Genomic DNA, 24,887 nt, shown 5'->3' on the forward strand with positions numbered 1-24,887 from the left:
TTAATAATCAAGGATTGCCTGTCTATGTCGTGCAATACTCTCTTTCAACTGCTCTAAATCATTGCTCTGGAATTCATTTAATATCTCTTTTGCCAGTTCAAACGCAACCGCATGTTCACAGACAATGGATGCTGCAGGTACAGCACAGCTATCACTGCGTTCGATTGAAGCCTGATATACTTCTTTCGTATCGATATCAACAGATTGAAGCGGTTTATACAACGTCGGTATAGGTTTCATTACAGCGTTCACTATAATCGGCATCCCATTCGTCATGCCACCTTCAAATCCCCCAAGATTGTTAGTCATTCTAGAGTAGCCGCTACCCTCTTTATAGCTGATTGGATCTTGTACTTTAGATCCAGGTAGATGCTTCATATCATATCCTGCACCGAAACCCACAGCTTTAAATGCATTGATACTGATGACAGATTGTGCAATCTTACCATCCAGCTTGCGATCATATTGCACATAACTGCCAAGACCGACTGGCACGCCGTCAGCAATAACCTGTACTTCTCCACCGATGGAGTCCCCATTCGACTTTGCTTCGTCAATTTTATCACGCATCGTCTGTGCCACTGTTTCATCAATGCATCGAACATCATTTATGTCATTTTTCTTCTTAATTTCATCCAGAGTATATTCACCATTATCTCGTGCGCCACCAATCTCTATGACGCGTGAATAGATACTTATCCCTAAAGATTCAAGCAGCACTTTACACACTGCACCGACAGCAACACGTGCAGCAGTCTCACGAGCACTGGATCGTTCCAGAACATTACGTAAATCTCTATGACGATATTTCATACCACCAACTAAATCCGCATGACCCGGTCGCGGCTTTGTAATCTTACGTTTATCCGGCGTCATTTCTTCACTTTCTTCTACACCCATAATCTTAAGCCAATGTTTATGATCATCGTTAATCACTTCGATTGTGATCGGACTGCCGAGTGTAATGCCATGGCGTACACCTGATGTAATTATGACTGTATCCTTTTCAATCTGCATACGACGGCCACGCCCATAACCACCTTGACGTTTGAACATCTCTTTATTAATCATGTCACTTGATAACTTCATGTTCGATGGAATACCTTCAATAATCACAGTTAGTTTCGGACCATGTGATTCTCCGGCTGTTAGAAATCTCATATTAAAACCTCACAATATATAATAAGTATTATTATAACGCACTTACAATGATATTTATAATCAAAAAGAAAAAGGTCAAGACAAATATGTCTTAACCTAAGTATTTAATCGTTTTCGATTTAGTACACCCAAGCAGATGTCACTAAGTCATAGGATAAAATTTCTTCTTCTTTAAACCATAATGCGATTTCTTTGTCAGCTGATGCGACTGAATCTGAACCATGGATGATGTTCTTACCAACAGTCATACCAAAGTCTCCGCGAATTGTTCCAGGAGCACTTTCGGCAGGGTTTGTTTTACCTACTAATGTACGTCCGATTTCAACAACGTTTTCACCTTCAAGTACCATCGCAAATACAGGTCCTGAAGTAATAAACTCAACTAATTCGCCGAAGAATGGTTTTTCGCTATGCTCACCGTAATGTGTTTTAGCTAAATCCTCTGACACCGTCATTAATTTAGCACCTACAACTTTGATGCCTTTGTTTTCAATACGTTTTACGATTTCTCCGATAAGACCGCGACCTACACCGTCAGGTTTAATCATTAAAAATGTTTTTTCCATGGTTATCCCTACCTCTTTTAATTTAGTAAATCCTTAAACAGTTTAACATTGTAAGCGATTTCTTGCAATTACTAATAAATACGTTTCAACATTTTTTCATGAATTTGTACTAAATAGCTTTTGATGTTACTGTCAGGCAGTTGATCTAGATGAAATTTCGCTTTATCACCGTACTTTCTGCTCAATACTTCCGAAGAGTGTACGCCATGTCGTTTCACCTGTTCAATGATAAAATCAAATACCGCTTCATCTGAAGCTTGCTGTAATTGCATTACACTTTGTTCCAGTCTGTAATCCTCACGCTGATTTAATACATCAATCGCTGCTATAAGCGGGTAGGTGACGTGTCCATTTCGGATGTCACTTCCTACCGGTTTACCAAGTGTCGCTTCATTACTCGTATAATCCAGAATATCATCAATAATCTGGTAGCTCATACCAATGCAGTGACCGAACTGTTTGATATGATAGGTTGTATATGAATCAAGATTCGTACTCACGGCTCCTAGATGACAGCTTGCTTCAATGAGAATTGCAGTTTTACGATTAATGCGTCTTAAATACTCTGTGAATGTAATGGGATAATTAAAGCGATCTGCCATCTGATCAAATTCGCCGAAACAAACTTCTAATATTGTTTCACTGAATATTTGATGATACTGTGAATCCTTAATTTCTGCAATATTTTCTAATGCACGAGCCAATAAGAAATGTCCTGTTCGAATTGCTGTGTCCTTGTTAAAAGCCATATGCACAGAAGTATTACCTCTACGTTTGTCACTATTATCTATATAATCGTCATGAACAAGGCTTGCCATGTGTATAAGTTCCAGTGATACAGCTGTACGAATCAAATGTTCTTTATCACCTTTAGCTAGAAATCCGCTTAACAGTACAAACATCGGTCTCACGCGTTTACCGCCAGAATTTAATATATGCTTAGATGCATCGGTGATCACTGTAGATTCACTTTGAATTAACGTCTGTAACCTCTGTTCAACTTCAAATATATATGGTTGTAAAAATGCTTTATAACTCACAGCAATCATCCATTCTAGTTTTCTTTTGGTTTGTATGCGAGATGCATCGCGCTTACGCCACCTGTAAAGCTTTTGAATTTAATATGTGTAAAGCCCGTTTCAGCCATTAAATGCGCTAACGTGTATTTATCCGGGAATTCAAATGCACTTTGCTGTAACCAGCTGTATTCTTTCATTGATTTCGCGAAAACTTTACCAAAGAAAGGCATAATGTATTTAAAATACAGCTTATATCCTTGTTTAAATACTGGCATCGTTGGATGACTTGTTTCTAAGACTACAATCATTCCTCCAGGTTTTAATACACGATACATTTCTTCTAAGCCTTTCTTATAATCCGGCAGATTACGTAATCCAAAACCAATTGTCGTATAGTCAAATGTATTGTCTTCGAATGGTAAATCCATCGCATTACCATGAATAAGATTAATATTAGCAATATGATCCGTTTTTTTATGTGCGACACTTAACATGTTGTCACTGAAATCCAAGCCTGTAACGTGGCCATGACTACCTACTGCCTGAGACATCTGTATTGTCCAGTCTCCTGTGCCACAACATACGTCCAGTGCTTTTGCGCCCTTTTTAACTTTCATTTGTTTCATCGTATATTTACGCCACGATTTATGCTGATTGAAACTTATTATATCGTTTAATCGATCATATTTCGTTGAAACATTTTGAAAAACATCATGTACTAATTCACTTTTTTCTTGTCCATTTAACTGTTTACTCATAAGCCACCACTTTCTCATCATTCATATAAGGTTGTACAAACATATAATGAATTTCCTGATCTATTTCTGTTAATTTATCTTGTTCAGTTATCGTTAAACGTAATTCTTTCAATTCATTAATACGCGTGACACATCGCGTTAAAACTTTAAAGTCATCTTGTAAAAACGGCTGTGATAAATAGCGATAAAATAACGCACTTAATATGTCAGTAGATAGCACAAGCCTGTCTTTATTATTATCATTGATCACACTTTGCATACGCATACTTGTATCAATAACAACGATTGCACTTTTAACATTGTCATCTACTTTAAGATTGCTCACAATATCAATGATTTCCTGCTCAAAATTGATCATCTGAAAATATGCATATCGTTTTTTTAGCTCTTTAATCTGATTTTCTAGGTTAACTAAATATTTCATTGCCATACCTCAATTTTTGTCCTTCCATTATTATAACGATAATTCATAAAAAATGGTATAAGAACAAATAAAAAAAGCCCATAGTGGGCTTTAGATGCATTTATTTCACTGCATCTTTTAATGCTTTACCAGCTTTGAATGCTGGAACTTTGCTTGCTGGGATTTCAATCTCATCACCAGTTTGCGGATTACGTCCTTTACGTGCAGCACGTTCGCGAACTTCAAAGTTACCGAAACCAATTAATTGTACCTTCTCACCATTAGATAGTGATTTTTGAATTGATTCGAAAACAGCATCAACTGCTAAACCTGCTTCTTTCTTAGTTAAGTTTGCACTATCAGAAACTGCATTGATTAAATCTGTTTTATTCATGTCAATTCACCTCCCCAACATTATGTAAATGATATAAAATATCATTCTGTTATGACTTTAACACAATAAACGTTGTCACTGCAACGGTTATTGTATATTATCAACAATTTTTTAGCGTTGTACGGTTTTGAAAACGGGTTCATTCTTATCATCTACAGTATAAGGTACTGAATAGGCAGGTAATATTGGGTTGTCCTGATAGAGAATATATCGGATATCCTCCCCTTGTTTTACCTGATGTTTCTGTAGTGCACGACCAAGATCAAGAGAGTAATCTATCTTAAATTCGTTCCCCCCGTTGATATAAATAGGTAATGCCTCGCCCGAATAAGGGCTCTTCACTGTCGGGTATTGATCAAGACCGTATTTGTTATAGTTAATTTTATAAAGGTTTGGACCTATCTTCTTTCCTAATGCCAATTCATTCGATTTCGTCTCGAGTCGAATTCTTAAATTTTTTAAAGTATCTGATGTTCTTAGATCTACAATCATCACTTTAGGATTTTTATCTACGTCCATCATCACATACTGATAATAGCCACCCATTTCAAATGATGAGCCTGGTAACTGCGAAAGATATTTTGGTTTTAACTTTCCAAAATCAACTGGATGCTTTAAATAGATTTCATAAGTCTGATCTCTATCTTTCAGTGGTAGCAATCCACCGGTATCCTTCTGATAACTTTCAACAGCATTTTGAACCATGTTCAGCTGATCTTGAGGTGCGACTTGATTTTGTTCAAGCGCTTCTTTAGGATACATGCATCCACTGAGCAGCAAAGAAACCAGTAATAATAATAAAGATTTACGCATAACTAGAACCACCTAACACGACAAACATGAGCAGTGCACTTATAAGCAATGCTGCATATGCAAGAAACGTAACAATCATATTCAATGGTTTATTAGCAATCTTAAACCTTGCGAGATAAATAAGCATCATTGCGAGAAGCATTAGCCCAAGCGAATAAAATGATACCCACATTAAATCCATTCTAGAAATATTAAACATAGTCTACCTCTATTCGTTCGTTTTTTCTCTGTTCATCAAATTCCTAACTCCTTCATTGACATCAAGACCTTCAAACAGCACCTTATATAAGGATTGTGTGATCGGCATCTCAACACCAAATGCTTGTGCCATTTCGTTTGCAGCTTGTGTCGTACGGACTCCTTCAACGACCATACCCATTTGTGCTAGCGCTTCCTCTAGAGAAGCACCTTTACCCAGCATATTGCCACATTTCCAGTTTCGTGAATGTACTGATGTACATGTCACAATCAAATCGCCAATCCCTGCAAGCCCAAGAAATGTTAACGGATCTGCTCCCATCTTCGTTCCAAGGCGTGTGATTTCAGCGAGACCACGTGTCATCAAGGCTGCTTTAGCATTGTCTCCATAGCCAAGGCCATCTGTTATCCCTGCTGCAAGTGCGATAATATTCTTAAGCGCACCTCCAATTTCAACACCAATCAAGTCATCATTCGTATAGATTCTAAAATACGAATTCATAAAAATATCTTGTGCAATCTGCTTAATCTGTTTGTTGTCACTTGCTACAGCCACCGTTGTCGGATGCTGAAGTGCAAGTTCTTCAGCATGACTCGGCCCACTCAGAACACCGACACCTTCAAACTTCTCAGGATCCATCTCTTCGGTTATCATTTCAGAGATTCTTTTAAATGTTATAGGCTCTATCCCTTTAGAAACATGAATAAAAATTTTCTTTTCATCCGCAACCTCATTAATCTGCTGCATGACTGAACGAATCGCTTTCGTAGGAACAGCTATTATGATTACCTTTGCATGCAGTACTGCTTGCTGAATATTTGAAGTCGCTTGCAATGCATCGTGCAGCTGAATCTCTTTAAGATACTTTTCATTCGTATGATGCGTGTTGATTTCATCAACGGTAGCTTGGGTCTTCCCCCACATTAAAACGTCGTGCTGATTCTCTGAAAGTACATTCGCTAGTGCAGTACCCCATGAACCTGTACCGATTACTGAAACTTGTAGCATACAATCACTCCTAATTTCTCTTTCTTGCAATTAAATGTAGTGGTGTTCCTTCGAATCCAAAGGCTGCACGAATTCTATTTTCTAAAAATCTTTGGTAAGAGAAATGCATCATCTCAACATCGTTGACGAAGAATACAAAAGTTGGTGGCTCAATCGCAACTTGTGTCGTATAGAAGATGTTTAATCGACTGCCCTTATGTGTTGGTGTTGGATTCATTGCAACAGCATCAGTGATCACTTCATTAAGCGTACTGCTTTGAACTCGTTTACGATGGTTTTCCCCTGCCATATTAATCAGTGGGAATAATGTATTCAGACGTTTGCGTTCCTTTGCAGAAACAAAGGCAATCGGTGCATAATCTAAGAACTGGAAGTTTTCACGCACTTTATCTTCAAACTTCTTCATCGTTTTTGAGTCTTTCTCAACAGTGTCCCATTTGTTTACAACGATAACAATAGCTTTACCTGCTTCATGGGCATATCCAGCAATCTTCTTATCCTGTTCAATAATACCTTCTTCAGCATCGATAACAACCAGCACAACGTTAGAACGTTCGATTGCTTTCAAGGCACGTAATACAGAATAACGTTCCGTTGCCTCATATACCTTACCTTTTTTACGCATTCCAGCTGTATCGATCATCACGTATTCCTGATCCTCAAAAGTGTATACCGTATCTATTGCATCTCGTGTTGTACCTGCGACTGGTGATACGATAACACGCTCCTCACCAAGGATTGCATTGATTAAACTCGATTTCCCCACATTTGGTCTTCCTATAAGAGAGAATTTGATAACATCATCATCATAATCTTCTTCCTGCTGCTCAGGGAAGTGCTTTGCCGCTTCATCCAGCAAGTCTCCAATACCTAAACCATGTGATCCAGAGATCGGAATAGGCTCTCCAAATCCTAATGAGTAGAATTCGTATATATCTGCACGCATTTCAGGATTATCAATCTTATTGACACCTAATACAACAGGCTTGCTTGATTTAAATAATAGTTTTGCCACGAAATCATCTTCATTCGTAATCCCGTCACGTCCATTTACCATAAAGATGATAACATCCGCTTCCTCAATCGCAATTTCTGCCTGAGCACGAATCTGCTCCTGGAAAGGCTCATCACCTAGCTCAATCCCACCTGTATCTATAATATTGAATTCATGTGTCAACCATTCTCCGCTCGAATAAATTCTATCTCTTGTAACTCCGGGTGTGTCTTCTACAATCGAAACACGTTCCCCGACGATTCTATTAAAAATTGTAGATTTCCCTACATTTGCACGACCTACAATCGCTATCGTTGGTTTTGTCATTTTATCTATCCTCTCAAATAATATCCCTATTATTTTAACATAGTTTATCATTTATTAATATTTAAAAAAAAGAGACAAGGCAAGCGCCATTGTCTCCTTAGAACTCTATTAAAGATTTAAGTTTTTAAGTTTGTCTCCAAACATATCTCCAAGTGTTGGAGCATCTTGATTCTCTTGATTTGAAGCATTGCTCAAGTATGTAGTATCAAAATCTTCTACTTGTTCTTGAGTCGCTTTAATTGAAAGACCAATACGTTTCTCTTCTTTGTTGATATCCAGAATCTTCACTTTAACCTTTTGACCTGGTTCAAGGACTTCTGATGGATTACCGATATGTTCGTGACTAATTTGAGAAATATGCACAAGGCCTTGTAATCCTTTATCAATTTCAACGAAAGCTCCAAAGTTTGCTAGACGAACAACTTCTCCATCAACGATGTCTCCGATACTAAACTTCTCTTCAATCGTTTCAAACGGCCCAGGTAAAGCAGCTTTAATTGATAAAGAAACGCGTTCTGCTTCTTTGTCGACGCTTAATACTTTAACCTTAACTTTGTCGCCGATAGACAGAGCATCTTCAACCTTATCGATATGATCATGCGTAACTTGAGAGATATGTACAAGACCATCTACTTCACCGATATCTACGAACGCTCCAAAGTTTGTAATACGTAAAACTTCGCCTTCGATTACAGAACCAACTTCAATTTCATCAAGACGTTGTTCCTTTTTCACTTTGTTCTCTTCAGCTTCGATGGCTTTGTGATTTAAGATTACACGGTTCTTCTCCTGATCTAGTTCTTCAATCTTTAAAGTTAATACTTGACCAACGTAGTTTGAGAAGTCTTCAATATAATTCGTAGAAATTAAAGATGCCGGAATAAATCCTCTTAGGCCTACATCAACAACAAGACCACCTTTAACTGCTTCTTTAACTTCTGCTTCTAGCGTTTCATCATTTTCGAACTTTTCTTTTAATGATTCAAATGATTCAGATTCATCTAGTTGACGTTTAGATAAGATGTAATGACCATCTTCCTCTTTATCTTCAATCTTAGTAACAAACGCTTCAATCTCATCGCCAATTTGAACGACTTCTTCAGCATTGTCAATATGTAGACTTGAAAGTTGACTGATTGGGATGATACCATCATATTTTGCACCATCTAAGTTAAGAACGACATGTTTCTCTTCAATCGCTTGTACCGTTCCTTTAACCTTGTCTCCTTCTTGAATTTCTTTAATCATTGCTTCGTTAAATTCTTCTGTCATTGTGGATTCCTCCTTGAAATTACAACTAGTGTTATTATAAACTTCTTACAAATCGAGCTGAAAGTCAAGGAATACGCTTTTTACATTGCGCTTTTTGCTAATTCAATAATCTGGGCTGTCACTTCTTCTATTGACTTTCCCGTTGTATCAATTTCAATAGCATCCTCTGCTTTTGTGAGCGGCGAGATTTCACGCGTCATATCCAGGTGGTCACGACGTTCAATATCTCTTTTCAATTCTTCGAATGTTGAGGCAATCCCTCTATTTCTGTTATCAATCAAACGACGTTCTGCACGTTCTTCTACAGAGGCTACCATATACACCTTTAATTCAGCTTCAGGAATAACTTTCGTTCCAATATCTCGACCATCCATAACAACACCTTTATGCGCTGTCATATTCTGCTGAAGATTCACAAGTTTCGTTCTAACACTTTCAATACTAGCAACCCTAGACACATTTGATGTAACATCGTGCTCTCTAATTCTATCGCTGACATCACTTCCATTGAGATAAATGCGCTGACCAGATCTATTGATCAGCTTCAAATCTATATGCTCAACCAACTTATCGATTTCTATTTCAGGCTGCTCTAAATGTGCGAGTGTAATCGCACGATACATCGCCCCAGTATCCACATAAATCATGCTTAATGCTTCAGCGACACGCTTAGCAATTGTACTTTTTCCTGCTGCTGCAGGTCCGTCTATTGCGATATTTATCTTATTCATTTATATACCTACCTTGTTGTTTAATCTTAATTATTCTATCATAGAGCTATATCAATGTATATTGGAGGACTAAAATGAAAAATATTCTCGTAATGCATACAGGTGGAACAATCAGTATGTCTGAAAATGCGCAGGGTGTCGTCACAACGAATGACACAAATCCTATGTCAAATATCGAAATCATTCAGTCGATTGCAAACATTACTGAAAAACACCCATTTCAAATCCCCTCTCCTCATATGACCCTTAAACATATGAATATATTAAGAAAATCAATTATCAATGAAATATACGAAGAAAACTATGATGGTATCGTCATCACACATGGCACTGACACACTCGAAGAAACAGCATATTTTCTGGATTTGACCCTCAACGTTTCAATTCCAGTAATCTTAACCGGCGCGATGCGTTCATCCAACGAAATCGGGGCAGATGGTCTGTATAACTACATCTCCGCAATACGTACAGCTTGCCATGGTGATGCCAAAAACAAAGGCGTGCTTGTTGTGTTTAATGATGAAATTCATACAGCTATGAACGTAACAAAGACCCATACATCAAATACAAGTACTTTTCAAAGTCCAAATTACGGACCACTCGGTATTATCACGAAAAACAATATTTATTTCCATCATCATCCATTAACACATCCCCCGCTGGTTAAAGTCAATGAAGCGATTAAAGTTGGACTCGTAAAAGCCCATAGCGACCTAGACTCAGACTTAATTAAATTCTTTGCTGATCAGGAATATGACGGGCTTGTTATAGAAGCGCTTGGACAAGGAAACTTATCGCCTTCTTCATTAGACGGCATCCAGCATCTAATCGATAAAAATATCCCGATTGTCATCGTATCCCGATGTTTCAATGGAATTGCAAGTGGTAACTATCAGTACGAAGGTGGCGGGTATGAGCTACAGAAGATGGGTCTCATATTCTCCAATGGACTTAACGGTCAGAAAGCGCGTTTAAAACTTATCGTCGCAATAAGTAATGGCTTAAATGATGCTCTTCTTGACGATTACTTCAAACGTTAAAAATACGCGGACAAATTATTGTCCACGTATTTCTTTTTTTATAATATCATCAGCTATCAGTCCGCCGTGAAATTTTCCGTTTTCAATGAATATCGTATTCGCGTCATTTCCTGCTGCGATCACCCCTGCGATATATAAATTGTCTATATTCGTCTCCATCGTCTCTTTGTCATAGAAAGGTGCTGTCCCGAATTCATTTGTTATGAGTTCTATCCCCATATCACTTAAAAACGTGTAGTCCGGGTGATAGCCAATCATTGCAAAAACAGTATCATTTTTGATTGCCATTTCTCCACTAGGGGTTTGAATGATCACTTCAGAATCATTGATAGAGGTTACATGACTATTGAAATAGAGTTTAATTTTTTCATGATTAACAAGGGATTCGTAAAGAGGTAATATCCAGGGTTTCACACTCTTAGAATATGTATCACCGCGATACACAGCTGTCACTCGTGCACCAGCTTTTTCGAGTTCGATCGCAGCGTCAATTGCAGAGTTTTTACCACCAATGATCAACACATCCTGATCAAAATAAGGATGGGCTTCCTTGAAGTAATGCTGCACCTTATCTAAATCAGCACCCGGTACATCTAATGTATTCGGCTGCCCATAATAACCTGTCGCAACTGTAACGTAATTACATTTATAGTGTGCTTTAGTTGTCGTGATGATAAATTCGTCTTCATGCTTCTCCACTTTTAGAACTTCTTCGCCAGAATGAATCTTTAAATCATGATATTTCACTACACTTCTGTAATAGACAAGTGCTTGGTTTCGATGCGGCTTATGTTCTTCAACAATAAACGGAATATCACCGATACTCAATTTTTCACTCGTCGAGAAAAAAGTCTGATGTGTCGGATAATTGTAGATTGCTTCAACGACATTCCCTTTTTCGATGATAATATTATCTATGCCTTTCTTTTTTTGCTCTATACTTGCTGATAATCCACATGGACCAGCTCCAATTATAATACTTTGTACGTGTTTCATTTTTTTCACCTTTCTTAAATAAAAAAGGGCTCAAAAGAGCCCCCTCTAGATTTCGTCATGTTCTTGTATATCGAGAATCTTAAAGCCATTGTTTTTAAGATACTTTGTAAACTTCTTAATATTTTTACTATCTTCAACTTTAACAATCATTCTTCGATGCATCTTATCTGTTTCGTCAAACGTTACAAAAGAAATAGCATTTAACTTATACTTCTTCAATGCTGAAGCAAGACGCATGATACGCCCTTCTGCATCTATTGATGTAATGGCAATGCGCACACCTTTTTGATTCATTCCAAATGCAGATTTAAACTGCTCCATAACATCAAATCGTGAAACCACGCCTAAAAAATCGTTGCGTTCATTGATAACACTTAAAATCGGAAAATCTTGTAATGTTAAGAAAGACTCTTCGAATAGCGCATCATCTTTAACACTATATTCATCAAGAGGAAGGATATCCTTAATCTTTGTGTTTTCAATGAATTCATCTCTTAGTTTGGGTGTCTTCATAAAGAAGAAATGTCTAAAGATGCTATAACGTGTCGCTGTGCCAATATATTTTCCTGTTTCAACAACAGGAATCCCGTCAATACCATGGTGTTCAAGCTTGTCAAGCACACTCTTAACCGTGTCATCTGGACTGGCAACATAACATTTTTCTTTAGGTATCATTATTGACTTTAAATACATAGTACCGCCCCCTTTTTTTATTTAGGTATAACTAACGTTTGTCCTTGTGAAAGATTATTGTCTGAAATACCATTTGCCTGTCTTATCTTTTCAACATTTTCTGGAGAGCCATTACCATAGTATTTAATCGCTATTCGGTAAAGATTCTCTTTAGCATTAACGACGTGTGTCGCCTGCGCCTGCTGATTGTCAGACTGGTTATTATTTGAAGCAGCTGATGATTGTGATGCATTGTCTGTTTGTGATGCATTATCCTGAACTTCTGCTGTTTTTTCTTCGGCTAATCTTGCTGCTTCTGTTTCATCAGCAGCTTTTTGTGCTGCCAGACGTTCTTGTGCCGCTTTTTCCTGTGCCGCTTTTTCCTGTGCCACTTTTTCCTGTGCCGCTTCTTCCTTAGCCGCTTCTTCCTTAGCCGCTTCTTCCTTAGCTGCTTTTTCTGACTCTGCCTCTTCAACAGTCTTATCCTTAGCTTTGTCTGTTTTTTCTTCAGCAGTTTTCTTCTTGTCGTTCGTTGCTACTTGTTCTGTATTATTATGTTTATTATCACTTTGAGAATTGATATAATTTGCAAGCAGCAACATAATTGGCAGTAGTATTAAAATCGCAGCAATCAGTGGAATAAATTTCTTAAGTCCACTATTATCCTTATCTTCTTGCTGTTTTCCCTTTTCTGGCTTTTCTTCGACAGTCTTTGCATTTGCTTTATTTACTTTTGCAGCCGCTCCTGCTACCCCTGCTGCACCAGCTGCTTTTTTACTGTTAGAGACTTGTTTATTAGTCTTTTGACTGTTATCTCTTTTGTTCTTTTTCTTAGCGCCAGCGCCAATAGTTCCTGCTTCTTTGTTATCGTTAGTATTGTCTTCACGTTTCTTTCTTTCTTGTGAACGGCTACGACGTGAGACTCCACGAGGCGGAAAAATATCTTCTTCAGTTTCTTTTTTTCCTTCATATGTTTCTGAACTTACTTCTTCAGTTTCAACCGTCTCTTCTTGTTGTCTTTCGATCTTTTGTTTATTCTTTTCAAATTCATCTTTAAAATCATTTTTTGACACGTTTATCCACCCACTCATCAATTTATAGTCTATTCTTATTATAGACAAACACTATTGCTTTAGTAAAGTATTACAGCTATAAAAATAACCTTTCTAAAATTAATGCCACAGGCTCAAGTTGCATACTTTTAGTAATATTTTCATATCTTTGCAAATCTGTCACTTTGCACTTATGACACTGATTACGTTCATAAAATTCATCTGAATTTATCGAAGATGTCCTCAACATGCCGGAAAGTTCATGGTGTAGGCAATGATCGCTATGCGCATACGCAAGCATCTTTGATAATAACTGCTGTTGCTCATATTGATGCGCCTTTAATTTATCAGCGATAATGTTGTTAGCAAACTTGCGATGAAAAATATCAAGCTTCTCTTTCTTTTCCACATCATAAATATTTTGCAGAGTATAATTATGTAGATCGCTTGTGTCAATAGCGTCTAATTCGAGCAGTCGTGACGCTTGTGCGATATCATTATTATTATATAGGAGTATCGATTGACAAGAGTGATGATCTCTTCCTGCGCGACCAATCTCCTGAATAAACTGAAGGATTGATGCTGGGATGTGATAGTGAATCACCGTACGGATGTTTTTCTTATTGATTCCCATTCCAAAAGCACTGGTTGCACATATTACATGTACTTCATCTTCCATAAACCGACTCTGTACTTCAGTACGTTCACTATAGGTCATATCTGCATGATATCTGTCCACAATAAAATCCTCAGAAAGCGCCTCGTATAAAGCATCACATACCTTCTTCGATGAGAAATAGATAATAGTAGGTCCACTTTCTTTAAGTACTTTTTGTAGAAATATGAGCTTATCATCTTCACGCACTTCATATTTATACAAGTACATATTGTCCTTATTTTTGAGAAAATCATGTACTTTCAATGGCCTTCCGATAATCTCCTCAATATCATGAACAATCTTTTTTGTTGCTGTAGCTGTTAGAGCGATTACCTGTGCATTATGTCTATCAATCACTTCATTCACAAGTAAGTAATGAGGACGGAATTGAAATCCCCATTGAGAAATGCAGTGTGCTTCGTCCAGTACAATATGCGTGAACCTTATGCGAGAGAATAATGCTTCTGCAAGTTCACTTTGTAACCATTCGGGAGAACAATAAATAAATTGATAGCTATCAATGCGATGCGTAATTATCGAAAGTTCCGCACGTGATAGACCTCCATGAATAGCTACAGCATCAATTTTACTCATCTTCAACTGCATCACCTGGTCCTCCATCAAAGCAATTAACGGGGTGATAACGAGCGCTTTTCCGTCGGTAAATACAACTGGCAGCTGAAACGTGATTGATTTACCACTTCCAGTAGGCATCAGTGCTAATACATCTTCATTATTCAATATACTATCAATTATTATTCTTTGTTCCTCATTTAACTTTTTAATCCCAAAACGCTTATTTAGCAAATGTTCAATCGACATGATCGTTCCTTTCCATCAGACTGGCGTATACAATACCAATCTTCAGCTTGAAATAATCTTTAACCTCTGAATGCTCATAAAATGATTTTAGCTTTCCATATGTTAACTGACTATAAAGATGAACAATTGCCTGCAGTTCATCCGTGTTAATAAAACGTGAAATCTCCACAGGATAATCTTTAATCATCATTTCAATAATATGGTCCTGGATAGTATGCTCTCTTAAACGAAGCAAACGAGCAGTTTCATCGATAGTATAGCTATTTATCAGCTGGTACGTTCTTGCCGTATTCTTATGTAAGGGCACCTTGTAATAAAGATGATTTAATAGATGGAATGATTCATTCCGAAGCAAATGCAGTATATAGTTTTTCTCTGCCAATAACATAAATTTCAAATGAGATGTTTCAACATTTAATAGTCGTGCCAATTGTTCATCGTTTCTTGGATGTATATCATGGCCCGTTATTTTATATACGAAATAGCTATGTTTAAATTTATCTTGCACTAAAGTTACAAGTTTAAAGAAATCTAGCTGCAGAAGGTTGAAGTCTTTAGTTTTCGCCCGCCTTATAACTTCTTTAACCTGCGACTGTACAATCAGGTTGTTAGAGACTGGCACAAACCTATTTGTGCCATAACTCATTTCTGAAGATGCCTGAATAAGTAGACATAACGTCTCAAAACTCATCTCAGATGCAAGGTAAAAATAAGGGAAAAGCATGTGCTCTCGTTGCTTATCATTGTGACTTAACATACTTGTGAATGCTTCAAAAGGATAGCCTGGTGCAATCTCGTAAACAGGTAAAAGATGCTGCATAGAGGCGTCAAAATATGTCTGCTGCGTTCTTGCTCCGGTTACAATATTCCATAGACTTTTTATAGATTTATCTTCACGATAATGTGTACGTATGTAAGTTGATATAGAATTCATAGGCATCTCCTGAATCTTTTTGTTGAAAAACCATTAAACAATCACTAAAATAGTTATGTACATTGTTTATATATTTTATCATGAAATTGGTGGGAGGCGAAAATTTTGGCAGGTAAATATACAATTGTTGATATGGATACATGTATTGCATGTGGTGCTTGTGGTGCTGCAGCTCCAGATATATATGATTACGACGACGAAGGTATTGCTTACGTAATATTAGATGACAACCAAGGGACTCAAGAAATACCTGAAGAACTTGAAGAAGATATGATCGACGCATTTGAAGGTTGTCCTACAGACTCAATCAAAGTGGCAGATGAATCATTTGATGGTGACGCACTGAAGTTCGAATAATATAACAAACCCGGACTACTGTAGAAAATAGAGATTATTTTCTGCAGTAGTCCGGGTTGTTTTTATCTGGTTTTAGGCAGTACATTGAGCAATATAATCGATAATATCGCGAGTAGTATGCCTTTGATAATATTAAAAGGGATGATGCCGGCTGTAATAATTACCTTTAAGTTATTAGAGATATCAGTGAAATTCATTATCATACCGTAAAGCGGTAATAATACGAAATAATTCATAATACTCATTACCATCGTCAATACGATTGTTGCACATAAAAATCCAACGATTAGTCGTTGCTTTCTCCCTTTAGTTACTGCATACAATGTCAATATCAATGATGTCCCTGCAAGAAAATTCGCAACAGGCCCAATTGGATCTGTCATATTCATCAAGAAATTTAGCAAGTTCTTAATGACTTCGACTCCAATCGCTCCAAGTGGTCCAACAGTGAAGAGTGCGATAATTGCAGGAATATCACTTAAATCAATTGTGAGATAGGGTGGTAAAAATGGTAACGGAAACTTTAAAAACATAAGTAAAAAAGCAACCGCACTTAATAGACTCACCGTAATGAGTCGTCTTGTCTTATTAATCTGTGTCATTTCCTTCTCCTTCTATCCATCTTACAAAGAGGAGGAAAACCTCCATCTTCTCCCATCCAGACTGTACTGTCGGTACTGGAATTTCACCAGTTCAGCTGAGTAATCAGGTCGCGGACTGTAACCGCCGGTTCGGAATTACACCGACCCCGAAGATGAATGATATATTTTTTATAGTATATATCTTACTTGTTATTCTTTGTATCGTCAACTTTTGGGATTGAGATAACAAATGTTGTGCCTTTGCCGACCTTGCTATCCACATTTATACTGCCATGATGACCTTCTATAATTGATTTGACGATAAATAATCCTAATCCGGTACCATGTTTACCTCTCGTCCTAGCCTGATCCACCTTGTAGAAACGTTCAAATATATTATCGATATGTTTCGGCGCAATACCCACACCTGTATCAGAAATACTGATGATGAGGTTCTCATCGTCTTCATCAGTATGAATACTAATTACATCTCCTGCAACAGTATAGCGTAGTGCGTTATCAATGATATTGGTAATCACCTGAATCATCTTATCATAGTCTAACCAAGCTTTAGAATGATGCCTATAATGAGTTTGAATGTCTGTCTCATGTTTCTCGGCCACATGTTTGAAGTTCATTATCGTTCTTTCTATCAGCTCCTCTATGTCAGTAGCTTCTAAATTCAGAACTTGTTCACCGGCATCAATTCTAGCTACATTCAGCAGTTCATTCACAAGACGATTCAGACGCTTTGATTCGTCAAGAATAATATTTAGAAATTCATCCACATCAGACTTTTCGCTGACAATACCATCTAGAATGGCCTCCGTATATCCTTGAAGCATTTGAATCGGTGTTCTCAGTTCATGAGATACATTTGCAATAAACATCTGTTTCATTTGATCAATCTTCTTCTCTTCAGTCATATCCCTAATGATAGCTACAGCCCCATTACCTTGTTTTATTTCTGGGTTGTCGACTGGAGAAACAATGAGCACATAGTGCTTATCTTTGGTTGTAATTTCATTATATACCGTATCTTCCGACTGCATCACTTTATTCACAGTATCACTCAAGGCTTCAATCTGCTGTTGGTTGATGTCATCCAGAAATTTCTCTGCCATTGGATTTTGAAGCTGCTTCTCTAGATGCATATTGAAACTCAGCACGCCATCCTCCATTGCATTGATTAATCTGTCCCTCAAATTTCTTTCAGAAGATATCCTGTTCATGTTCAAAGTAATATCTTCTTCCATCTTATTAAATGCAAGAGCAAGTTCTCCAATTTCGTCACGTGATTGAACCTTGATTTTCTCATTTCGCTCACCCCGTGCAAGTTTAAACGCCGCTTGCTTCAGATGAATTAATGGTTTAGTTATACGTGTAGACAAGAAAAATGCAAATATTGTCGTCAAAATTAGCAGCACGAGTGCAACTAAAAATATGATGATTGCGATGTAGTTGAAAGCATCGGATATCGTATTGGTATCTTGATAAATAAATATTGCGCTTCCATTATATTCAAATGCCTGAGAAGGGTATCCTACGAGCAGATATTCATGTTTGCTGCCCTGATAATTGACTTCGATTGACTGAACAACAGTTTCATCTTTTTTATACACAGCATCAAATGCTTTGTTCGTCTGAATTTCTTTTAACATCAATGCTTTTAACGGATCCTCAATGTTCTTATGTTGATCTTGTTTATTCGTAATCAATATCAGTCCAGCAGGGTTTTCGATCAGTTCTTTCACATAGTTCATTGCATCACTTTTGTCATGCCGACTCATAAGGACGAGTTCAACTTTTTCTGCCTGTTGCTTTAATGCATGTGCAGATTCACTCATCAAATAAGCATTAAAAAAGCTCATCAGTGCAACCGATAATATAATTAAAACTGTGGTTACTATAAACAATATAGTTAACCACAGTTTAATAACGACACTATTGATATATTTCATCAGTCTCTGACCTCAAATTTATATCCTACACCCCATACTGTATGAATCATATCTGCAGCATGTGGCGATACTTTGTTCAATTTTTCTCTTAATCGCTTCACATGTGTATCAACTGTTCGTAAATCACCATAAAACTCATAATGCCATACATCTTTAAGCAGTTGCTCACGATCAAATACTTTATCTGGACTCTTAGCCAGAAAAAGTAATAGTTCATATTCCTTTGGAGTTAAATTAACCTCCTTATTATCTGCAAGCACTCTATGTGCATCATTATCTATCACTAGTGAATCAAAAACGATCAGATCTTTCGCATGCGCTTCCTGTTGTATGAACATTGTTGATTGCGAACGTCTTAAAATTGCCTTTACGCGTAGTACAACCTCTCGTGGAGAGAACGGTTTGACGATATAATCGTCTGCCCCAATTTCAAAGCCTTCTACGCGATTATGTTCTTCTCCTTTTGCAGTCAGCATAATAACAGGCGTAGATTTCTCTTCACGTAATCGTTTGCATACTTGGATACCATCCATACCAGGCAGCATGATATCTAGTAAAATACAATGAAAATCTTCACTCAGCGCAAGCTCGAGCGCGCGCTCTCCATCTTCCGCTTCTACAGTTTCATAGCCTTCTCTTTCTAGATACATCTTAGCAAGCTTTCTAATTCTATCTTCATCATCAACTATTAAAATCTTTTCTTTCATATTATGCTCACCCTTTCATTATGCATAGGAATGGAGACCTGCAATGATTAGATTCACCGCAATCACATTAAATAAGATGATACCGAGACCAATAACGGCAAGCCATGCTGATTTTTTACCTTCCCAGCCCTTTCCTAATCTTAAATGTAGGAAAATCGCATAGAACAAGAATGTAATTAACGCCCAGACTTCTTTAGGATCCCAGCCCCAGAATCTACTCCATGCAATCTGCGCCCAAATACTCGCAAATAATAATCCTCCAAGAGCAAATAACGGAAATCCGATGATGACAGAACGATAACAAATTTCGTCCATTAATCTCAACGAAACTTTATTAGTCAAAGGTTTGATGACCGAAAAAATAGTTCTGCGTGCGATGAGTCTGATTATCCCATAAAGGATAGAACCGATGATGATTGACCACACGACCGTATTTAATTTCTGTGCATTGATTACAGGTGGTAATTCGATTCCTGTGTCAAAGCGTTTAACTTCTTTATAGCTTTCTTTCGTCCCATCAACTTTAACAACTGGTGTACTATCCTTGAATGTAACTAATCCTGGTAAATGGTATTCAGCAACTGCATTCATGCCATTTTTATCTTGATAGAAATATTCTTCCTTATAATCAACAATACCTTTCATTACAATCGTTGTTAATATAAATGCTAAAACTAATACGATAAAATACATGACTACCTCAAGCCAGAATGCGTCTTTAGATTTCTCTTTCGCATCAACATATCTCAGAAGATAGATCAATCCCGCCACTGAGCTTACAGAAAGAATGCCATAGCTGATAGTTACAGTTATAACGTGTATCGCAAGCCAGTTACTCTGTAACGCTGGAATTAACGGTGATACTTCTCTTGAAAACATACTTGCATAGACGATAACAAGCATCGCAATCGGTAAAGAGAAGAGTGCAAGTATCGGTGTATGATAGATATAATTGATAACTAGAAATCCGCCTACCATCATAATCCCGAACATCGTTAAGAATTCATACATATTACTTACTGGTGCGTGGCCTGAAGCAATCCATCTTGTGATAAAATAAACAAGCTGCAATGCAAAACCAATCGTTGTTAATAAGACACCCATATTTTCGTAGCGTTTCGATTTTGCTTTAATACTTGCTGAAAAAGGTAAAATCGCTATTAAATATAGAATAAATGCTGCGTATAAAGAAGTACTACTAAAATTTAATAAAGTTTCATTATTCATTCTTATCCTCCACCTCATACTTATCATTTACTTCTTGTAAATGATGTTTATGTAACATCGTATCTATCTCGCGTTTAAATCCATAATAGTTTCTATTCGTATGAGCTGCGAGCGTCCCTTCATTCGTATTAATCCAGATTCTACGATGATTAATATAAGACCCTATTGCAAGTCCAAATAGGAAAATTGTAAATCCTACAAATAATATAGGAAGTGTCAGATCCTTCTTGACCGTTAAATACGTTATTGTTTTATTCGTCGCGCTGACAAATTTAACATCATACTGATTATCTTTCGATATATCTTGTGATGATCGGATTTTTAGCAGGCTGTATTCTGATTTTTTCCCATCATTCACTTCAAAGACAAATGCTGGATTGTTCGGTAAAGGAGATTTTGTTGCTAGTGCTCCATTCTCCGTAATTTTATCAAAATCAGGTGCATAGTTACGTAGGTGCACATTCAACGTATCACTGATTTTATAATCATCTTTCGGATTATCGAGCTTGACCTCAAAGTTTTTTCCGATTTGCTTACCTTGTTTATCTTGTACTTTAAAGAGCATCGTTTCTAACTGCGACTGATCAAAACTATTCTGATAGAGTGCAAACTGGTCAAACTTTACTGGATGGTTCACGCGAATACTATCATCTTTTAGTTTTACAAGTTCTGGTTTACTACCAATAACTGATGAATCAGATTTATTCTCAAATAGCGTAATTTTTGATTCATAGTTTTTAGCAATTTTATTCATTGTCGCATCAGCTGATTTACTGTTTGTATTCGACATTGATTCTTTATCATACTGTTCAAAGATAAATTGATTATTTTTTATGTAATACTGATTTTCAGTACCCGGAATGACTTTCGTCTCTCCTTCTCCAATACCTACGAATTCATCTACATAAAACATCGGTACAAAACGCAGCATTGCTCCAGCAAGCAGAATTATTAGTCCAGTATGATTGATATATGGCCCATATCTACTGATTCTTCCTTTTTCTGCAAGAATGAAACCTGCTTCCTCACGCACTTTATATTTATTGTCCTTCAATGTCTCAATGAGTGACATATCTAATCTATCATCGTGCAAAGTGAGTCTTTGACGTTTAAAAAATGACGGATGTTTTTTTACTGTCTGTCTCGTCAGCGATTTATGAAGCGGTATGCCTCGATCGATACTTGCTGCGATAATTGAGAATGCAACAAGCGCAAGTAAAATTAAGAACCACCAGGAGGTATAAAGATTATCAAAGCCTAATCTATAATAAATCAGTCCAAGTGTTCCATATTTGTCCTGATAGAATGTTGATGGATCTTCTCCGACCGGAATAAAATACTGCTGTGGAAACATCGTCCCAATTGCAGAAGCAATTACCGTCAATACAAGTAGTATAACTCCCGTCTTTACAGAAGCGAAAAAGTTCCACACTTTATCTGCCAATGATTTATGTTTCGTCTTACTACGGATGGCCTGTCCATCATAGCGCATTATATCAGCGATTTTCTTCTTATCATAATTATCGTTGATTAAGCGACCACAATTTTGACAAAGCTGTGTACCTGGCGGATTAATATGTCCACATGTACATTGAATTGATTGGTCTTTCATTTAATACTGCACCCCTTTATGGTTGTACCATATCCATATATTTTTTTATGTCTGCACGTGACATCTGCCCTTTATGGTGTGCCTTTATAATACCATTTTTATCTATAACATATGTATTCGGTAAATCATTTGCATTATAGGCTTTCATCACATCTCCTGAACCGTCAAGCGCAACCATTAACTCTACTTCTTCAGGCAGTTCGCTGAAGAACTGCTTTATTTGCTGTGGTGAATCTTTCACATGTACTGTAAGCACTTCAACACCTTTAGAGTGATAGATTTTGTTCATGCGGTTTAAGTCAGGCATCTCTTCTTTACATGGGTTACACCATGTTCCCCAGAAGTTTAGAATAACACCTTTACCTTTATAATCACTTAATGCTACTTTTTCACCTTCTAAATTTTCAAGTTCAAATAACGGTGCTTTATCTCCGACTTTCACAACCTTCTCACCATCTTTAACAACACTCACATATAATATAAAACCAATAGCAATTAATATCAGCAGCATTATTATATACTGAATCCACTTTTTCTGTGACTTTTGCATATAAACCCATTCTCCTTTTTGCAATATAATTTTTATTATAACATGCAAAAACACATAGTCTGTGGCAACTATGTGAATTTTGGACTATGATTTATTTAATGCCATATTTCTTAAGGTCTTAACTTCATGGGGACTTAATTCTCTTGCATCTCCTGCATTTAACCCTTTTAGTGTTAGCGGTCCATACTCAATACGTGATAGTTTAACGACTTCATGACCAAAATGAGCAAACATTCTACGGACTTGACGATTTCTACCTTCATAAATAGTAATTTCAACTAATGTCGTGTTTTTCTCTTTATCTTGAGACTTAACTTTCACAAGTGCAGGAGCAGTTTTACCATCTTCAAGCATAATACCTTTTTCAAGTTGCTTTACTTGTTCACGTAACAAGAATCCCTTTAGTTTAGCAACGTATTTTTTCTTCATCTTATATTTAGGGTGCGTCATTTGGTTTGCAAAGTCTCCATCGTTCGTTAATAAGAGCAAGCCCGACGTATCATAATCCAGACGTCCAACCGGAAAGATCCTTAAATTGAGACCTGGAAAATAGTCTGTAACGACCTTTCTTCCTTTTTCATCAGAAACACTTGTAATGACACCTGTAGGTTTATGGAAAAGAATATAAATTTTCTCTGGGTTCTCTAGCGGGATACCTTCTACTTCGATAATATCACTTGGCTTTACTTTTGTGCCGAGCTCAGTCACAGTTTGTCCGTTTACTGTTACTTTGCCTTCAGTAATTAACACTTCAGCTTTCCTTCTTGATGTAACACCACTCTTTGCGATTACTTTTTGCAATCTTTCTAACTGTTCATTCATAATTCATCCTCCGTCTCTAAATTTTTAAAGAATCGTTCAATTTCATCTGATTCTGTATTACCCTCTTCATCCATCGGGAGCTCATCCAGGCTTTTTAAGCCGAATGCTCTTAAAAACTCCTGTGTTGTCACCAGTAATTTAGCTCGAGCCTCTTTTTGTTCATTTGCTTTAATAAGCCCTTTTTCAATGAGTGTCTTTATCGGTCCATCAGAATTTACACCACGTGCAATTTCTATATCTTGTCTCGTCAGAGGCTGATTATATGCGATAATCGCTAAAGTTTCCATTGAAGCTTGCGTCAGTTTCTTCTCTTTCGTATGTGTAACAAGGTGTTGTAGATACGGTGTTAAACTGTCATTAGCCATAAGAAAGTAACTGTCTCCTAACTTTCTTATCTCTAATACACTATGGTGAAATCTCCTGGTCATATCACTTATTTGTACTGGTGTTAGCTGTACAACTTCGCATAAAGTCGATTCATCAACGCCCTCATCTCCGGCTGCATATAATAACCCAGTTATAATTTCTAGTTTATCAACCATTATAACATCTGCCCCTTTCTATATAAATATCACCAAATGTATGCTCTTGACGTATTTTTACCGTCTCCATCTTCATTAGTTCTAATAAAGCCATAAAAAGGGTGACAATCTGCGTCTTAGTTTCCGAAAATGTTACAAAATCAGCAAACGTAATCTTTTGTTTGTGCTGCAACTTTTCAACAATATTCTTAGTTGCATCTTCAATTGAGTATGTATCCCTTGTCATTGATATTGTAGGTTTTACTACATGCTGTCTTTGCTTTGCCTTATGATATGCCGTTATAAGATCCATCAAATCAAGTTCTAACGAGGTATCAATCTTCTCGAATCGAGAAAGGTCATTCCCACGTTTAACAAAATATCGCTCTTCTTCCTTCTTTTTTTCATTGAGTATTTCTGCTAACATTCTATAGTTCTGATACTCAATAAGCTGGTTCATCAGACCCTCTCTCGGGTCCTCAGTTTCTTCAACCGTTTCTGTACTTTCTGGCAGAAGCATCCTACTTTTGATGCGCAACAACTCACTCGCCATTACAAGATAATCGCCATGCACATTGATATCTAAATCAGTGACTTCTTTGATATAATTGATATATTGTTCAGTCAGAATTTTCATCGATATATCATAGATATCGATTTCATACTGCTTTATAAGATGGAGCAGTAGATCGAGTGGTCCCTGAAAGGACGCGAGTTTTACTTCATACAT

At 37.1% G+C, this 24,887-nt stretch carries 28 protein-coding genes and 1 riboswitch; of the genes, 2 read left to right on the top strand and 26 right to left on the bottom strand.

Annotation, left to right across the window (positions count from 1 at the left end; genetic code table 11):
• The 12 genes from aroC to cmk form a co-directional block, all read right to left on the bottom strand.
• Nucleotides 1-1,161 (bottom strand): chorismate synthase, encoded by a 1,161-nt coding sequence (gene aroC / locus KYI10_05685; GenBank protein QYA31888.1) that lies wholly within the window; start codon nucleotides 1,159-1,161, stop codon nucleotides 1-3.
• A gap of 119 nt (nucleotides 1,162-1,280) precedes the next feature.
• Nucleotides 1,281-1,727 carry a nucleoside-diphosphate kinase gene (gene ndk, locus KYI10_05690; GenBank protein QYA31889.1) on the bottom strand — a complete coding sequence of 149 codons (447 nt, stop codon included), beginning with the start codon at nucleotides 1,725-1,727 and terminating at the stop codon, nucleotides 1,281-1,283.
• A 71-nt stretch (nucleotides 1,728-1,798) separates the two neighbouring features.
• Complete coding sequence (gene hexs-b, locus KYI10_05695) at nucleotides 1,799-2,776, bottom strand: hexaprenyl-diphosphate synthase large subunit (GenBank protein QYA31890.1); 978 nt, start codon at nucleotides 2,774-2,776, stop codon at nucleotides 1,799-1,801.
• Between the two features lie 5 nt (nucleotides 2,777-2,781).
• On the bottom strand, nucleotides 2,782-3,504 hold the full coding sequence (locus KYI10_05700; protein ID QYA31891.1) for a demethylmenaquinone methyltransferase: 723 nt from the start codon (nucleotides 3,502-3,504) through the stop codon (nucleotides 2,782-2,784).
• Entirely contained in the window at nucleotides 3,497-3,928 is a 432-nt protein-coding gene (gene hexs-a, locus KYI10_05705) for a hexaprenyl-diphosphate synthase small subunit (GenBank protein ID QYA31892.1), read from the bottom strand. Before hexs-a ends, KYI10_05700 begins: the two co-directional genes overlap by 8 nt.
• A 100-nt stretch (nucleotides 3,929-4,028) precedes the next feature.
• Entirely contained in the window at nucleotides 4,029-4,301 is a 273-nt protein-coding gene (locus tag KYI10_05710; protein QYA31893.1) for an HU family DNA-binding protein, read from the bottom strand.
• 111 nt (nucleotides 4,302-4,412) lie between these two features.
• Nucleotides 4,413-5,114, bottom strand: coding sequence for a hypothetical protein (locus KYI10_05715; protein ID QYA31894.2), 702 nt, complete (start codon nucleotides 5,112-5,114; stop codon nucleotides 4,413-4,415).
• A complete protein-coding gene (locus KYI10_05720; GenBank protein ID QYA31895.2) occupies nucleotides 5,107-5,295 on the bottom strand; it encodes a DUF2768 family protein in 189 nt (62 codons plus the stop codon). Before KYI10_05720 ends, KYI10_05715 begins: the two co-directional genes overlap by 8 nt.
• A gap of 27 nt (nucleotides 5,296-5,322) precedes the next feature.
• Nucleotides 5,323-6,321 (bottom strand): NAD(P)H-dependent glycerol-3-phosphate dehydrogenase, encoded by a 999-nt coding sequence (locus KYI10_05725; protein ID QYA31896.1) that lies wholly within the window; start codon nucleotides 6,319-6,321, stop codon nucleotides 5,323-5,325.
• Nucleotides 6,322-6,331: 10 nt separating this feature from the next.
• On the bottom strand, nucleotides 6,332-7,642 hold the full coding sequence (der, locus tag KYI10_05730; protein ID QYA31897.1) for a ribosome biogenesis GTPase Der: 1,311 nt from the start codon (nucleotides 7,640-7,642) through the stop codon (nucleotides 6,332-6,334).
• Between the two features lie 108 nt (nucleotides 7,643-7,750).
• The gene (rpsA, locus tag KYI10_05735) at nucleotides 7,751-8,914 is read right to left on the bottom strand and encodes a 30S ribosomal protein S1 (GenBank protein ID QYA31898.1); all 1,164 of its coding nucleotides are present in this window, start codon (nucleotides 8,912-8,914) and stop codon (nucleotides 7,751-7,753) included.
• Nucleotides 8,915-8,994: 80 nt separating this feature from the next.
• A complete protein-coding gene (cmk, locus tag KYI10_05740; protein QYA31899.1) occupies nucleotides 8,995-9,645 on the bottom strand; it encodes a (d)CMP kinase in 651 nt (216 codons plus the stop codon).
• A 74-nt stretch (nucleotides 9,646-9,719) separates the two neighbouring features.
• On the opposite strand from cmk, the gene KYI10_05745 reads away from it, so the two are divergent.
• The gene (locus KYI10_05745) at nucleotides 9,720-10,685 is read left to right on the top strand and encodes an asparaginase (GenBank protein QYA31900.1); all 966 of its coding nucleotides are present in this window, start codon (nucleotides 9,720-9,722) and stop codon (nucleotides 10,683-10,685) included.
• A gap of 15 nt (nucleotides 10,686-10,700) precedes the next feature.
• On the opposite strand, the gene KYI10_05750 is transcribed toward KYI10_05745, so the two are convergent.
• The 5 genes from KYI10_05750 to KYI10_05770 all read right to left on the bottom strand — a co-directional run bounded on the left by KYI10_05750 (nucleotide 10,701) and on the right by KYI10_05770 (nucleotide 15,819).
• Entirely contained in the window at nucleotides 10,701-11,681 is a 981-nt protein-coding gene (locus KYI10_05750) for a YpdA family putative bacillithiol disulfide reductase (GenBank protein QYA31901.1), read from the bottom strand.
• Nucleotides 11,682-11,726: 45 nt separating this feature from the next.
• Nucleotides 11,727-12,374, bottom strand: coding sequence for a CBS domain-containing protein (locus KYI10_05755; protein QYA31902.1), 648 nt, complete (start codon nucleotides 12,372-12,374; stop codon nucleotides 11,727-11,729).
• A 17-nt stretch (nucleotides 12,375-12,391) separates the two neighbouring features.
• Complete coding sequence (locus tag KYI10_05760) at nucleotides 12,392-13,426, bottom strand: LysM peptidoglycan-binding domain-containing protein (protein ID QYA31903.1); 1,035 nt, start codon at nucleotides 13,424-13,426, stop codon at nucleotides 12,392-12,394.
• Between the two features lie 76 nt (nucleotides 13,427-13,502).
• Complete coding sequence (locus tag KYI10_05765) at nucleotides 13,503-14,885, bottom strand: RecQ family ATP-dependent DNA helicase (protein ID QYA31904.1); 1,383 nt, start codon at nucleotides 14,883-14,885, stop codon at nucleotides 13,503-13,505.
• A complete protein-coding gene (locus KYI10_05770; GenBank protein ID QYA31905.1) occupies nucleotides 14,875-15,819 on the bottom strand; it encodes a helix-turn-helix domain-containing protein in 945 nt (314 codons plus the stop codon). The genes KYI10_05765 and KYI10_05770 overlap by 11 nt, the downstream gene beginning before the upstream one ends.
• A 132-nt stretch (nucleotides 15,820-15,951) precedes the next feature.
• Between KYI10_05770 and KYI10_05775 the strand changes: the two genes are divergently transcribed.
• The gene (locus KYI10_05775; protein QYA33920.1) at nucleotides 15,952-16,176 is read left to right on the top strand and encodes a ferredoxin; all 225 of its coding nucleotides are present in this window, start codon (nucleotides 15,952-15,954) and stop codon (nucleotides 16,174-16,176) included.
• 62 nt (nucleotides 16,177-16,238) lie between these two features.
• On the opposite strand, the gene KYI10_05780 is transcribed toward KYI10_05775, so the two are convergent.
• From KYI10_05780 to KYI10_05820, 9 genes are all read right to left on the bottom strand, one after another.
• Complete coding sequence (locus KYI10_05780) at nucleotides 16,239-16,769, bottom strand: ECF transporter S component (GenBank protein ID QYA31906.2); 531 nt, start codon at nucleotides 16,767-16,769, stop codon at nucleotides 16,239-16,241.
• 49 nt (nucleotides 16,770-16,818) lie between these two features.
• Nucleotides 16,819-16,936, bottom strand: a riboswitch (FMN riboswitch).
• Between the two features lie 24 nt (nucleotides 16,937-16,960).
• Entirely contained in the window at nucleotides 16,961-18,718 is a 1,758-nt protein-coding gene (locus KYI10_05785; protein QYA31907.1) for an ATP-binding protein, read from the bottom strand.
• Nucleotides 18,718-19,425, bottom strand: coding sequence for a response regulator transcription factor (locus KYI10_05790; GenBank protein QYA31908.1), 708 nt, complete (start codon nucleotides 19,423-19,425; stop codon nucleotides 18,718-18,720). The genes KYI10_05785 and KYI10_05790 overlap by 1 nt, the downstream gene beginning before the upstream one ends.
• An 18-nt stretch (nucleotides 19,426-19,443) precedes the next feature.
• The gene (gene ccsB / locus KYI10_05795; protein ID QYA31909.1) at nucleotides 19,444-20,652 is read right to left on the bottom strand and encodes a c-type cytochrome biogenesis protein CcsB; all 1,209 of its coding nucleotides are present in this window, start codon (nucleotides 20,650-20,652) and stop codon (nucleotides 19,444-19,446) included.
• Nucleotides 20,645-22,264, bottom strand: a complete 1,620-nt coding sequence (locus tag KYI10_05800; protein ID QYA31910.1) for a cytochrome c biogenesis protein ResB — start codon at nucleotides 22,262-22,264, stop codon at nucleotides 20,645-20,647. Before KYI10_05800 ends, ccsB begins: the two co-directional genes overlap by 8 nt.
• Nucleotides 22,265-22,280: 16 nt before the next feature.
• Nucleotides 22,281-22,814: a thiol-disulfide oxidoreductase ResA gene (gene resA, locus KYI10_05805; protein QYA31911.1), complete on the bottom strand. Its 534-nt coding sequence runs from the start codon at nucleotides 22,812-22,814 to the stop codon at nucleotides 22,281-22,283.
• An 84-nt stretch (nucleotides 22,815-22,898) separates the two neighbouring features.
• Nucleotides 22,899-23,636, bottom strand: a complete 738-nt coding sequence (locus KYI10_05810) for a pseudouridine synthase (protein ID QYA31912.1) — start codon at nucleotides 23,634-23,636, stop codon at nucleotides 22,899-22,901.
• A complete protein-coding gene (gene scpB / locus KYI10_05815) occupies nucleotides 23,633-24,178 on the bottom strand; it encodes an SMC-Scp complex subunit ScpB (GenBank protein ID QYA31913.1) in 546 nt (181 codons plus the stop codon). The genes KYI10_05810 and scpB overlap by 4 nt, the downstream gene beginning before the upstream one ends.
• Nucleotides 24,171-24,887, bottom strand: a complete 717-nt coding sequence (locus KYI10_05820; GenBank protein ID QYA31914.1) for a segregation/condensation protein A — start codon at nucleotides 24,885-24,887, stop codon at nucleotides 24,171-24,173. The genes scpB and KYI10_05820 overlap by 8 nt, the downstream gene beginning before the upstream one ends.

The organism is Macrococcus sp. 19Msa1099, assembly GCA_019357535.2.
In the GTDB taxonomy this organism is placed as follows: Bacteria; Bacillota; Bacilli; order Staphylococcales; family Staphylococcaceae; genus Macrococcoides; species Macrococcoides psychrotolerans.